This is a genomic window from Streptomyces sp. NPDC058008 (assembly GCF_042886395.1).
Classification (GTDB): domain Bacteria; phylum Actinomycetota; class Actinomycetes; order Streptomycetales; family Streptomycetaceae; genus Streptomyces.
On record NZ_JBHVQX010000018.1, the window covers coordinates 29,623 to 42,570 of the forward strand.

Sequence of the window (12,948 nt, forward strand, 5' to 3'; positions counted from 1 at the left end):
GGCAGCGTGCTCCTGAGCCGCGGCCACCGCCCTCCGGCCACCTCACCCGCCCGCGCAGGGCGCCTCCCCCGGCAGCGGCACCGTCTCCTGCCGCCGCGGACCGGGCCGGGCCCCGTGACGGGCCGGCCGGAGGTCACCGGCCGGCCCGGACGTCAGAGCTTCTCGACCGGCGCGTACCGCAGCAGCAGCTTCTTCGGCCTCTCGTCGCCGAAGTCGACCGTCGCCTTGGCCTGGTCGCCGAACCCCTCGACCGCCGTCACCGTGCCCAGACCGAACTGGTCGTGCGTGACCCGGTCCCCGACCGCCAGCGCGACGACCGGCTTCTCCGAGGTGCGCCGGGTGGCGAACCCCGAGGGCCCCGACTTCGCCCGCGACGAGGACAGGGACGACGTGATGCCGGACGTCGGCCCCGCCGAGGCCGCCATCGGCCCCTTGCGCTTCCACTCCAGGTGCTGGTCCGGGATCTCCTCCAGGAACCGCGACGGCGGGTTGTACGAGGGCTGCCCCCAGGCACTCCGCATCGCCGCACGCGTCAGGTACAGGCGCTCGCGGGCGCGCGTGATGCCCACGTAGGCGAGCCGGCGCTCCTCCTCCAGCTCCTTCACCTGGCCCAGGGCGCGCATGTGCGGGAAGACGCCGTCCTCCATGCCCGTCAGGAAGACCACGGGGAATTCGAGGCCCTTGGCCGTGTGCAGGGTCATCAGGGTGATGACGCCGGAGCCGTCCTCGTCCTCGTCGGGGATCTGGTCGGAGTCCGCGACGAGCGCGACCTTCTCCAGGAACTCGGCGAGCGTCCCCGAACCTTCCTCCTCCGCACGCTCCTGCTCGAATTCGAGGGCGACGGCGGCGAGCTCCTGGAGGTTCTCGATCCGGGTCTCGTCCTGCGGGTCGGTGGACGCCTGGAGCTCCGCGAGGTAGCCGGTCCGCTCCATGACGGCCTCCAGCACGACGGCCGGCCCCGCGCCGGACTCCACGATCGTGCGGAGCTCCTCCATCAGCGCGTTGAAGCGCTTCACGGCGTTGGCCGAGCGGGCCGCCATGCCGTACGCCTCGTCGACGCGGCGCAGGGCCTGCGGGAAGGAGATCTTCTCGCGCATCGAGAGGGCGTCGATCATCGCCTCGGCCCGGTCGCCGATGCCGCGCTTGGGCACGTTGAGGACGCGGCGCAGCGGCACGGTGTCCTCGGGGTTGGAGAGCACCCGGAGGTAGGCCAGGATGTCCCGGACCTCCTTGCGCTCGTAGAAGCGCACTCCGCCGACGACCTTGTAGGGCAGCCCGACGCGGATGAAGATCTCCTCGAAGACACGGGACTGGGCGTTCGTGCGGTAGAAGACGGCGACGTCGCCCGCCTTCGCGTCCCCCGCGTCGGTCAGCCGGTCGATCTCGTCGGCCACGAACTGCGCCTCGTCGTGCTCGGTGTCGGCGACGTAGCCCGCGATCCGGGTGCCGGCGCCGGCGTTCGTCCAGAGGTTCTTGGGGCGGCGGCTCTCGTTGCGCTCGATGACGGCGTTGGCCGCGGAGAGGATCGTCTGGGTGGAGCGGTAGTTCTGCTCCAGCATGATCGTGGTCGCGTCCGGATAGTCCTCCTCGAACTGGAGGATGTTGCGGATGGTCGCGCCGCGGAAGGCGTAGATCGACTGGTCCGCGTCACCGACGACGCACAGCTCGCCCGGGGCGTCGGCCTCACCGGACGGGCCCACCAGCTCACGCACCAGGGTGTACTGGGCGTGGTTGGTGTCCTGGTACTCGTCGACCAGGACGTGCCGGAAGCGGCGGCGGTAGTGCTCGGCGACGTCGGGGAACGCCTGGAGCAGGTGCACCGCCGTCATGATGATGTCGTCGAAGTCCAGGGCGTTGGCCTCGCGGAGCCGGGCCTGGTAGAGCGCGTACGCCTGCGCCAGCGTCTTCTCGAAGCCGTCGGCGGCCTGGCCGGCGAAGGTCTCCTCGTCGATCAGCTCGTTCTTCAGGTTCGAGACCTTGGCCGTGAACGACTTCGGCGGGTAGCGCTTCGGGTCGAGGTCCAGGTCGCGGCAGACCAGCGCCATCAGCCGCTTGGAGTCGGCGGCGTCGTAGATCGAGAACGACGAGGTGAAGCCGAGGCGCTTCGACTCGCGGCGCAGGATCCGCACACAGGCGCTGTGGAAGGTCATGACCCACATGGCGTTGGCGCGCGGGCCGACGAGGTCCTCGACGCGCTCCTTCATCTCGCCGGCGGCCTTGTTGGTGAAGGTGATCGCGAGGATCTGCCCCGGGTGCACCCCGCGCTCGGCCAGGAGGTGGGCGATGCGGTGGGTGAGCACCCGGGTCTTGCCCGAGCCGGCCCCGGCGACGATGAGCAGCGGCGATCCGGCGTGCACGACGGCGGCGCGCTGTTCGGTGTTCAGCCCGTCGAGCAGCGCGGCGGCGTCGATGACGGGGCGCGGGGCGCCGTCGCGGTAGTGGGCGTCGCGCGGCGGCGGAGGCGCGTCGAAGACGTCCTCGAAGAGGCCCTCCGGCACCGCTTCGGGCGCGTGCTCCTCGGGGGGCGGCGGGGGGCCGTCCTCCGCTTGCTGGAGGCCGGTCAGGAAACTGTCGTCAAAGAGGCTGCTCATCGCCTCACGAGTCTAGGCGGACGCACCGACAGCCCGGGCCGCATCGGCGACAAGTACCCCGGACCGTGCGCGTATCGAGACCGACCGCACACGGAACGTGAAATTCCGGGGCGTCTTCCGGCCACGGGGACGACCACGGGGGAAAGGTCACGAAAATGTATCGGGCATATCGAACATCAACCTTCACAGGGGCACCACGGGTTGGTTAGCGTGCTCGGACGGGTGCCCCGTACCCCTTTGAGGCGAACCGCGCCGCACGGGCACCCCCGCCGAATCCGCACCCCCTCGTCGGGGCCGGAACCGGGGACCCACACGCAGCACCGGGGTGAATCGGTCCTTCCCCACCGGACCGTAGGGCAGCCTTCCGTTCCGCCCGAACCCGACAGCTAACCCGGTAGGCGGTCCACGGAAGGAGATGCCGGCCTTGGCATCGCATCGCAAGCCGCGCACCCGGGTGCGCACCACCCCCGCCATCGGTCTCACGACCGCGGCGCTGGCCTCCGTCACCCTGCTCTCCACGCAGAGCGCGACGGCGGCACCGGCCGAGCCCAAGCCCGGCATCGAGGAAGTGCAGAAGCGGGTCGACTCCCTGTACCGGCAGGCCGGGGTGGCGACACAGGAGTACAACCAGGCGAAGACCGCGTCGGCCGAGCAGCGTTCCAAGGTCGACGCGCTGCTGGAGGCGGCGGCGAAGCGGGCCGACAAGCTCAACGAGACCCGCAGGGAGCTGGGCGGCTACGCGGCCGCGCAGTACCGCACCGGCTCGATCGCCCCGACGGCGACGTTCTTCCTCGCGGACGACCCGCAGTCGTACTTCGACCAGGACCAGCTGATGGCCCGGATGACCAGCCAGCAGCAGAAGGCGGTCGCCGACTTCCGTACGCAGCAGAAGGAGGCGGCGGCCAAGCGCGTCGAGGCGACGAAGAGCCTGGAGACGCTCACGAAGTCGCAGGCTTCCCTGCGCACCAGCAAGCAGCAGGTGCAGACGAAGCTCACCGAGGCGCGCTCGCTGCTGTCGGAGCTGACCGCCGAGGAGAAGGCGCGGCTCGCGGAGCTGGAGCGCAAGAAGGAGGCGGAGGCCCGGCGCAAGGCGGAGGAGCTGGCCAGGCAGCAGGCCGCCGCGAAGAAGAAGGCCGGGCAGGGCGCCAAGGAGGAGGCCGCGAAGCCGGGGACCGGCACGGGGACCGGAGCCGGGACCGGCACGGACTCCGGCAGCGGCTACGCCACGAAGGCCGAGAAGGTCCTGGCCTTCGCACGGGCCCAGATCGGCAAGCCCTACGTGTGGGGGGCGACGGGCCCGTCCTCGTACGACTGCTCCGGGCTCACCCAGGCCGCCTGGAAGGCGGCGGGCGTCAGCCTCCCCCGCACCACGTGGGACCAGGTCGAGGTCGGCACCCGCGTGGCCACGGCGGACCTCAGGCCGGGGGACCTGGTCTTCTTCTACGACGACATCAGCCACGTCGGGATCTACAAGGGCGACGGGATGATGATCCACGCGCCGAAGCCGGGCGCGAACGTCCGCGAGGAGTCGATCTACTACATGCCGATCTACGGCAGCGTGCGCCCGGCGTAGCCCACGGCGCCCGCACGCGGTGGAGGGCCCGGGGGAATCCCCGGGCCCTCCACCGTCCGATGAGGCCGCTCAGGCCGGAGCGTGGCGCCGGAACCGCCGCCCGCTCAGGTCCAGAGCGTGGCGATGAAGATGTTGGCGACCGTCAGCCCGCCGACCGCGGCGAACGCGCCCTTGTCCGCCTTCTCCTCGTCCCGCTTCACGTAGACGAGCGCGAGGATCACGATCAGGACCAGCAGCTTGACGCCGATCTTGATGTTGTTCACGGTGTGGTCGTCGGCCTGGTTGAGGCCGACCAGGGCGACGCCCGTGACGAGCATGGTGAGCGCGCCGTGCAGCATGGCCGGGACGAAGCGGGCCGTGCCCGCCCCCATGGCCTTCATCTGGGTCAGGAAACCGCCCAGCAGGGAGGCGATACCGATGATGTGCAAGGCCACGAAGACATTGATGAGTACGTCCATGGCCGCAGCCTAACCGCGGCCATATCACCACTCTTCGGCCAGGTAGGACTTACCGATGAGTTGCCCCCGAGCTGCACGGATTGCCGGACTCCGGTTGATTTTTCCGGTCATTGGACGGAAACGAAACAGCACATGAGGGCAATACCTGTCATTACGCCTCCGCCCTGTGTGCCGGGTTTAGCGTCCCTCCCAGGTGACCGGATCCGCATCGCCGCCCCCGCACCGGGCGGCATCCCGGTCGCCCCGCCGGAAGTCCCGCGGCGGGCCGCTCCCCCTGTGGCGGCCCGCCGCGGGACCCCGGCGGGCCCGGCGGTACCCCCCGGCGGGCAGTCGAACGGAAGGACGCACCACCCCCGTGGCCGCCCATCGAGAAGCCGCTCACCGCAAGCCCAGGCAGCGTCTGTTCACCGGGCCCGCCGCCCGCCGGGCGGCCACCCTCGCCCTCGCCGGAGCGGCGGCCGCGACCGTCCTCGACGGCGCCGCGCAGGCCAACCCCCGCCTCACCCCGGCCCAGGTCGAGGCCAAGGTGGACCGGCTCTACCACGACGCCGAGGTGGCGACCGAGGAGTACAACGGCGCGAAGGAGCGGTCGGCCGAGGCCGAGAGGTCCCTGGACGCGCTGCGCGACGAGGCCGCCCGCGGGACCGAGCGCCTGAACGCCGCGCGGGAGGCCCTCGGGGCGTTCGCCGCCGCCCAGTACCGCAGCGCCGGCATCGACCCCGCCGTGCGGCTGGCCCTCTCCTCCGACCCCGACCAGTACCTGGAGCGGGCCTCCTTCGAGGACCGGGCGGGCGACCGCCAGGCCGGTGCGCTCAACGGCGTGCGCCGGCAGGCCGCCGACCTCGCCCGGCTCCGCGCCCGGGCCCAGGACGAACTCGCGGTGCTCGCCGCCCGCCGGGCCGACCTGGAGCAGCACAAGGACGCCGTCCGCACGAAGCTCGCCGACGCCCGCAGGCTCCTGGCCACCCTCACCGCCGCCCAGCGCGCCGACTACGAGCGCTCGGCCGACGCCGCGCACGGCGGCAGCGGCGTACGCGCGGACCGCGGCACCCCGCGCGGCTCCGTGGCCGCCCCCAACGCCCGCGCGGCGCAGGCCGTCGCCTTCGCGTACGGCGCCCTCGGCAAGCCGTACGTCTGGGGCGCCAGCGGGCCCGCCTCCTTCGACTGCTCCGGCCTCACCCAGGCCGCCTGGCGGGCGGCGGGCATCTCCCTGCCCCGCACCACGTACACCCAGATCAACGCGGGCCGGCGCGTGGCGCGCTCCGAACTCGTCCCCGGGGACCTGGTGTTCTTCTACTCCGGGGTCACCCATGTCGGGCTCTACATCGGCGGCGGCCAGATGATCCACGCCCCGCGCCCGGGCGCTCCCGTGCGGATCGCGCCGATCTCACAAATGCCTTTCGCCGGAGCGACCCGGGTCGCCTAGGCTCCCGGGCTCATGGACACCGCCATCCAGCGTTACGCGCGCACGACCACCCTCCGCTCCCCCGGCCACTACCGGGTGGGGCCCTTCACCGTGCGCCACACCCCCGACCGGGAGTTGAAGTTCGCCAACTACGCCGTCCCCGACCAGGGCGCCGAACCGACCGCGGGGGAGGTCGCCGACCTGGTCGCCGCGTTCCGCGAGCGCGGCCGGCTGCCCCGGCTGGAGTTCCTGCCGTCATGGGCACCGGCCGTCGAACCGGCCCTGCTGGCGGCCGGTTTCACGGCGGAGAACCGCGCACCGGTCATGGCGTGCGCCCCCGACGGCCTCGTCGCACCGGAGCCGGTGGACGGTCTGCGGGTCTCCGAGCCCGTCACCGACGCGGAGTTCACCTCGGCCGCAGCCGTGCAGCACACCGGATTCGGCGGCGAGGGCGGGCCGGACGACGGCGAGATCGCGTGGCTGCGCCGGGCGACGGCGGGCGGCGGGGTGTCGGCGCTGGCCACCGTGGACGGCAGGCCCGCCGGGGCGGGCGGCTGCCCGGCACCGGTGGACGGGATCGGCGAGCTGGCGGGCCTGGCCGTCGCCGAAGCCTTCCGCCGCCGGGGCGTCGGCGCGGCGCTCTCCGCCTGGCTGACCCGCACCGCCTTCACACGCGGCTTCACCACGGTGTGGCTGGAGCCGGGCGGCCCCGACGTCGAGCGGATCTACGCGGGCATCGGCTACCGCCGGGTGGGCGAGAAGCTCAACATCGCGCTGGAGGAACCCGCCTGAGTCCGCCTCAGCCCGGTCGCGGCCCCGCCCGGGCGCTCCCGGCTCAGACCAGCCTGCGCGCCGTGGCCCAGCGGGTCAGCTCGTGCCGGTTGGACAGCTGGAGCTTGCGCAGCACCGCCGAGACATGGGACTCGACGGTCTTCACCGAGATGAAGAGCTGCTTGGCGATCTCCTTGTACGCGTATCCCCGGGCGATCAGCCGCAGCACCTCGCGCTCCCGCTGCGTCAGCCGGTCCAGGTCCTCGTCGACCGGCGGGGCGTCCGTCGAGGCGAAGGCGTCCAGGACGAAGCCGGCCAGGCGGGGCGAGAACACCGCGTCGCCCTCCTGGACGCGGAAGACCGAGTCGACCAGGTCGGCGCCGGTGATCGTCTTGGTGACGTAGCCGCGGGCGCCGCCGCGGATGACCCCGATGACGTCCTCGGCGGCGTCCGAGACGGACAGCGCCAGGAAGCGCACCGGGTTCTCGACCGCGCCCATCATCGGGGCGCAGCGCCGCAGCACCTCGACCCCGCCGCCGCCCGGGAGGTGGACGTCGAGCAGGACGACCTCGGGGCGGGTCGCGGTGATCACGGTGACCGCCTGGTCGACGTCGGCGGCCTCGCCGACGACCTCGACCCCGGTCTCCTCGGTGCGGCCGATCTCGGCCTGGACCCCGGTGCGGAACATCCGGTGGTCGTCGACGAGCACGACCCGTACCCGGCGCTCCGGGCCCCCGGTCGCTTCGGTGTTCTCGGTCATTCGCTCGCCCTCTCCATCTCCAGCTCGACTTCCGTGCCCCCGCCGGGCACCGCGCGCAGACGCGCCGTACCGCCGTTGCGCTGCATCCGGCCGATGATCGATTCCCGTACGCCCATCCTGTCGTCCGGAACGGCGTCCAGGTCGAATCCCGGACCACGGTCCCGCACGGAGACGAAGACCGTGCGCCCCTCGACCTCCGCGTAGACCTGGACGGCCCCGCCCTCGCCACCGTACTTGGCGGCGTTGACCATCGCCTCGCGCGCTGCCTGCATCTGTGCCGCCAGCTTCTCGTCGAGCGGGCAGTCGCCGACGACGACGACCTCCAGCGGGACGCCGTGCTTGTCCTCGACCTCGGCGGCGGCGCGCTTGACGGCCTCGGCCAGGTTCGTGGGCTCGTCGTCCTCGTCCTTGCCGGTACCCGACGGGTCGTACAGCCAGTTGCGCAGCTCGCGTTCCTGGGCGCGGGCGAGCCTGCGGACCTCGCCGCCGTCGTCCGCGTTGCGCTGGATCAGCGTGAGCGTGTGCAGGACGGAGTCGTGGACGTGGGCGGCGACCTCGGCCCGCTCCTGGGCCCGGATGCGCATCAGGCGTTCCTCGGAGAGGTCCTGCATCATCCGTACGAGATAGGGGCCCGCGAGCAGCGCGATGCCGGTGAGTACGGCGACGGCGGCGGTGAGCGCGGTACCGAGCTGCGCGGCCGAGCCCCGGACCACCATGAAGGCGGCGAGGCCGAGGCCGACGAGTGCGACGCCGGCCAGGCCGCGGGCCAGCCGCAGCACCCGGCGGCGGCGGCCGGCCTCGATCCACTGGGCGCGCCGCGCGTTGTCGGCCTGGCGCCACACGAGGACGGAGCCCGCGCCTATCAGCAGGGCGGGCCAGACGTAACGGTCCGCCTCGCTCCCCATGTCGACGTTGCCGACGAAGATCATGGCGCCGACGAGCAGCGCGACCAGGGCGAAGACCTGGCCCCTGTCAGGCTTGCGGAGCCTGCGCCGGCCGTCCGGGGCGGTCTCGAAGAGCGACCGCTCCACGCCGCCGGATCCGCCCACACCGCCGACACCGAGCGGTACGACGATCCAGAACACGGCGTAGAGCAGGGCGCCGAGGCCGTCGGCGAAGAACAGCCCGAGGAAGACGAACCGGACCCAGGCGACGGGCAGCCCCAGATGCCCGGCGAGCCCGCGCGCGACGCCGCCGAGCATCCGCCCGTCGGCGCTGCGGTAGAGCTTGCGCGGCGCCGGGTCCTCCGGGTCCGGGGCGTGGGAGCTCGGGGCTCGGGTCGTGGCTGCTGGCATGCACCGATCGTCACACGTTCCGGTGGGCCGTGGCATCAGGGTCTGCCCGGACCCGACCCTGAGGCCGTGTGCGGGTGCACCCGCACACGGCGGTCCCCGAGGGACCTCCGGGACGCAATATCAGGGACCGGCCAGGGTCGTCGCGGGTCCCACGAGGGCCTACGGGCCGTCACCATGGATCCATGACCGTTCCCCAGGACGCCTCCCCCGGCGTCACTCCGCCCCCCGGGCCGGCACCGCGGCTGCGACGCAGCCCGCGCCAGAAGGTGGTGGCGGGGGTGTGCGGCGGGCTCGGCCGGTACTGCGACGTGGACCCGGTGATCTTCCGGATCGTGCTGGGCGTCCTCGCGGTGACGGGCGGCATCGGCCTGATCTTCTACGGCTTCGCGTGGCTGCTGCTCCCCGTGGAGGGTGAGGAGGAGAACGAGGCGCGCCGGCTGCTGTCGGGCCGGGTCGAGGGTGCCTCCCTGGTCGCCCTCGTACTGGCCCTGGTGGGCTGCGGGCTGCTGCTGTCGATGCTGCACAACGGCGGGATGCTCGCCTTCGCCGCGATGCTGTCGCTGACCGTGGTCGGTTTCTCGGTCTGGACGCAGCACCGCCGCACCGCACCGCCCGAGGACACCCCGGGCGCGGCGGCCCACCCCCCGAAGAGCGCGGCGCACGCCGCCGGTCACGGGGCGCCGCCCGAGGTGAAGGCACCGCCCACGCCGGGCAGTCCGTCCTGGTGGCGGGACCCGATCGTCAAGGACGGCACGACGGGCCCGGCGGGGACCGGCTATCTGTGGGGTCCCGCGGACGCGCTGCCCGAGGGGCCGGCACCGGGCGGCGGCGGGGCGTCCTCGGACGCCGCCTTCCGCCCGCCGCCCCGCGCGCGGGGCACCCGGGGCCCGCGCTCGATCGGAGGCCTCGTCCTCCTGCTCGCCCTCGTCGCGGGCGGCCTGGGCACGGGGCTGAGCTGGGGGACCCACCCCCTGGGCCTGAGCCTGCAGATCGGGCTCGCCGCCGCGCTGGGGGTGTTCGGCCTCGGCCTGCTGACCGCCTCCGTCCTCGGCAGGACCGGCTTCGGCACGATCGTGCTGGCCGTGATCACGGCCGGTCTCCTGGCGGGGGCCTCGGTCATCCCGGCGGACATCGGTACGGAATGGGTCCGCGCGGAGTGGCGTCCCGCCTCCGTGGCCGCGGTCGAGGCGCGGTACAAGCTGGGCACCGGGGTCGCGAGGCTCGACCTCTCGGGGATCACCGTCCCGGAGGGCGGGACCCTGCGCACCCGTGTCGAGGTCGGGGCGGGCCGCGCGGTCGTCGTCGTACCGAGGGACGTGACGGTGAAGGTGGACGCCGAAGCGGGCCTGGGGGACATCCAGTTCCCCTCGGACCTGCGCCAGGACGTGAACATCGCACCCGACCGGCACACCCGGCGGACCATCGCGCCCCCCGGGGGCAGCGAGCCCGCCGGGACCGTCGAGCTGTCCATGGGCGTCGGTGTCGGACAGCTGGAGGTCATCCGTGCTGCGTCATGAGATCCGGCCCGGCCGCGCGGTGGCGGGCCTCGCCATGCTGGCCCTGGCCGGCGGTTACGCGGCGGACGCCGCGGGGGCGTGGACCGCCCCGTGGGCGTTCTTCGCCCCCGTGCTCCTCGGCGGCCTGGGGCTGGCGGCCGTGACGACCTGGGTGAGCTACCGGCTCCGGCGGCGGCGCGACCGGGAGGCGCCGGCGCGGAACGCGGCGGAGCCTCCGCACGGCGGTTCCACCCGGGCGTCCTGAACGCCGCCGGGAGTTCGCGGGAACGGCGGACGGCTCGCGCCCGTCGTCCCCCCGGGACCGCGCCCGCGTACGAGGCCTGCCCGGCACCCGGCGGTCAGACGCGCACCCCGCGCCGGCTTCCCCGCAGGGCGTCCAGCGACCAGAAGGACGCACCGGCGAGCACCAGCGGCAGCCAGGCCATGAGGTAGACCAGGTCGTTGCCGTAGTAGTACGGCGTGGACTGCCAGCTGACGGTGAGCCACAGGCTCAGCGAGATCAGCGCCCCGCCGAACGCCGCGAGCCGCGCCCACAGTCCGGCGAGGGTGCCCAGGCCCACGAGGAGTTCACCGACCGCGATGGCGTAGCCGAAGCCCTCGGGGCTCTTCAGGGCGAGGTCGACGAGGCCGGGGATCGCCGCGCTGTCACGTACGGCGTGCATCATCTCGCCGATGGATCCGGGCCCGCTCGCCGACAGGAAGGCGCTGTCGGTCAGCTTGTCGAGCCCCGCGTAGACGAAGGTGACACCGAGGAAGATCCGCAGGGGCAGGAGCGCGTACTCCGCCGCCCGGTCCCTGAGACTCCTCGGCTCGTCCAGTCCGTACGAACCGCCCCTGTACCCGTGCATCACCGCTCCGCCTTCCGTTGGCCCTCCGACAGACCATACGTACGCCGGTTCGGTTCCGCTCACACCAGGTACGCCGGTCAGTCGGTGACGTCGATGAGGCAGGCGTCGGTCTCCACGCCCGCCGCGGTGACCACCTGCACCTCCACGGTGCCGGGTTCGACCTCGACCGGGACGGGCACGGTGAGCACGGTGTCCGCCGGGTTGGCGAATCCTCCGGTGACCGGGATCAGAGGGACGTGCACGTGGACCCGGCCGATCCTGACGACCACGCGGGCCAGCCGGTCGGGGCTGCCCGCGCCGGGCGGGACGAAGCCCGCGCCGCGGATCTCGATGTCGTCGCCGGTCCGGATCGGGGCGTCGAGGTCCCCGGCCTCCCTGGCCCGGACGACGGACAGGATGACCGGACGGCCCCCCTCGGCGTACTTCCCCGCGAAGTACGTCGCCGCCGAGACGGCCACCAGGACGGCCAGGCCCCAGGGCAGGTCCGGCAGTTGCTCGGGGCGGCGGGCCAGCCGGACCGCGGCGAACAGGACGGCCACGGCGCTGATCAGCACGTACTGCACATCGGTGAAGCTGCCGCGCCCGGAGTCGTCGGTCAGCAGGTCGGCGGCCCGCGGCCGGTCCGCGCGGAGCTTCTGCAACCGCTGGGACAGCACGCGCACGGTCACCACCCGGCGCACCACGACGGCGACGGCGCACACCAGCGCGAGCACGGTCAGGACACCGGCCGAGCGGACCAGGTCGAGGCCCTCGATCAGGGTGTCGCGGTCGGCGTGGTCGGACGCCCCGGCCAGTTGCAGGGCGAGGACGAGTACGGCGAAGACGGCGAGCAGGACCCAGGAGGCGGCGACGGTACGGGACGTGGAGAGCCGGTTGTCCTCACCGATCAGCGGGGCGAGGAGGCCGCCGCGGGACCGGTGGACGCGGGCGGCGCCGGTCAGCAGCCCCGCGGTGACGAACGCGGCGAGGAGGCCGGCGGTGCGGGCCGTGGACCAGCCGGCCCCGATGGCGGTGACGGACTCGCCGACGACCAGCAGCGCGACGCCGCCCCAGACCACGGCCAGGGTGCGTACCCAGAGGGTGTGGAGCCAGGCGTCACCGGCCTCACGGCTGCGTTCGGCGACGGCGCGGGCGGAGACGGTCAGCTCGTCCGAGACCCACTGGCGGGACGCGGAGACGGACTGGGCGACCCCTCCGGGCAGGCCCTGTCCCGCGGCGAGTTCGTCGCGCTTGACGAGGAAGGCCGCCACGGCCCGCCGGTGACCTTCGCGTGCCCCGTGCGGGCAGTCGCCGCACGTACAGCCACCGCCGTGCGCACTCTTCGCCCTCGCCTCGTCCAACGCCACGGAGAACGCCGCCCTTTCCCACCCTGTAGAACCAACTCGCCTCTGATTACTGCGAATTGTGCCGTACGGAACGGGCTCGTCCCGCATCGGGGCGGGGCGGGGGCGCGTGTCGGGGAAATGTTCGATTCCCAGGTGGTGAGGACGAGGTGGGCGAGGCCAGGCGCCCTCCGGTATCCGCTGCGGCGCGCGTCGGCGGCCGCCGTCACCGCGGGGGCCGGCGGGTGTCCGCGACGGGCCGGCGCCCGGTACTGGCGGCGGACTCGGAGAGGTCCCGCCCGCGCTGACCGGCGACGGTCACCCGGAGCGGCCCGATCCCCGCGGACGGCGCGGGGACGCGAGGCGCGGCGGACACGGCGATGCCGCCGCCCGTGGGAACGGGCGACG

11 protein-coding genes and 1 riboswitch are annotated in these 12,948 nt (G+C 73.3%); of the genes, 5 read left to right on the forward strand and 6 right to left on the reverse strand.

Going from position 1 to position 12,948, the window contains the following annotated elements:
• Positions 1-152: 152 nt before the first annotated feature.
• Positions 153-2,591, reverse strand: a complete 2,439-nt coding sequence (gene pcrA, locus ACFVS9_RS19570) for a DNA helicase PcrA (protein WP_383118994.1) — start codon at positions 2,589-2,591, stop codon at positions 153-155.
• 257 nt (positions 2,592-2,848) lie between these two features.
• Positions 2,849-3,008, forward strand: a riboswitch (cyclic di-AMP (ydaO/yuaA leader).
• Between pcrA and ACFVS9_RS19575 the strand changes: the two genes are divergently transcribed.
• Entirely contained in the window at positions 3,007-4,164 is a 1,158-nt protein-coding gene (locus tag ACFVS9_RS19575) for an NlpC/P60 family protein (RefSeq protein WP_389933925.1), read from the forward strand. It overlaps the preceding riboswitch by 2 nt.
• A gap of 104 nt (positions 4,165-4,268) precedes the next feature.
• On the opposite strand, the gene ACFVS9_RS19580 is transcribed toward ACFVS9_RS19575, so the two are convergent.
• Positions 4,269-4,622 (reverse strand): hypothetical protein, encoded by a 354-nt coding sequence (locus ACFVS9_RS19580; protein ID WP_389933928.1) that lies wholly within the window; start codon positions 4,620-4,622, stop codon positions 4,269-4,271.
• A 355-nt stretch (positions 4,623-4,977) separates the two neighbouring features.
• Between ACFVS9_RS19580 and ACFVS9_RS19585 the strand changes: the two genes are divergently transcribed.
• Positions 4,978-6,048, forward strand: a complete 1,071-nt coding sequence (locus ACFVS9_RS19585; RefSeq protein WP_389933931.1) for an NlpC/P60 family protein — start codon at positions 4,978-4,980, stop codon at positions 6,046-6,048.
• A gap of 12 nt (positions 6,049-6,060) precedes the next feature.
• Entirely contained in the window at positions 6,061-6,819 is a 759-nt protein-coding gene (locus ACFVS9_RS19590; protein ID WP_389933933.1) for a GNAT family N-acetyltransferase, read from the forward strand.
• A gap of 43 nt (positions 6,820-6,862) precedes the next feature.
• On the opposite strand, the gene ACFVS9_RS19595 is transcribed toward ACFVS9_RS19590, so the two are convergent.
• Both ACFVS9_RS19595 and ACFVS9_RS19600 read right to left on the reverse strand, forming a co-directional pair.
• Positions 6,863-7,558 carry a LuxR C-terminal-related transcriptional regulator gene (locus ACFVS9_RS19595; protein WP_383114048.1) on the reverse strand — a complete coding sequence of 232 codons (696 nt, stop codon included), beginning with the start codon at positions 7,556-7,558 and terminating at the stop codon, positions 6,863-6,865.
• On the reverse strand, positions 7,555-8,853 hold the full coding sequence (locus tag ACFVS9_RS19600; RefSeq protein WP_383114047.1) for a PspC domain-containing protein: 1,299 nt from the start codon (positions 8,851-8,853) through the stop codon (positions 7,555-7,557). Before ACFVS9_RS19600 ends, ACFVS9_RS19595 begins: the two co-directional genes overlap by 4 nt.
• A gap of 182 nt (positions 8,854-9,035) precedes the next feature.
• On the opposite strand from ACFVS9_RS19600, the gene ACFVS9_RS19605 reads away from it, so the two are divergent.
• On the forward strand, positions 9,036-10,370 hold the full coding sequence (locus ACFVS9_RS19605; RefSeq protein ID WP_383114046.1) for a PspC domain-containing protein: 1,335 nt from the start codon (positions 9,036-9,038) through the stop codon (positions 10,368-10,370).
• Positions 10,357-10,614: a hypothetical protein gene (locus tag ACFVS9_RS19610; RefSeq protein WP_383114045.1), complete on the forward strand. Its 258-nt coding sequence runs from the start codon at positions 10,357-10,359 to the stop codon at positions 10,612-10,614. Before ACFVS9_RS19605 ends, ACFVS9_RS19610 begins: the two co-directional genes overlap by 14 nt.
• Positions 10,615-10,708: 94 nt before the next feature.
• On the opposite strand, the gene ACFVS9_RS19615 is transcribed toward ACFVS9_RS19610, so the two are convergent.
• Positions 10,709-11,218 carry a DoxX family protein gene (locus ACFVS9_RS19615; RefSeq protein WP_383114044.1) on the reverse strand — a complete coding sequence of 170 codons (510 nt, stop codon included), beginning with the start codon at positions 11,216-11,218 and terminating at the stop codon, positions 10,709-10,711.
• A gap of 77 nt (positions 11,219-11,295) precedes the next feature.
• Positions 11,296-12,564 carry a hypothetical protein gene (locus ACFVS9_RS19620; RefSeq protein ID WP_389933938.1) on the reverse strand — a complete coding sequence of 423 codons (1,269 nt, stop codon included), beginning with the start codon at positions 12,562-12,564 and terminating at the stop codon, positions 11,296-11,298.
• Between the last annotated feature and the right edge of the window lie 384 nt (positions 12,565-12,948).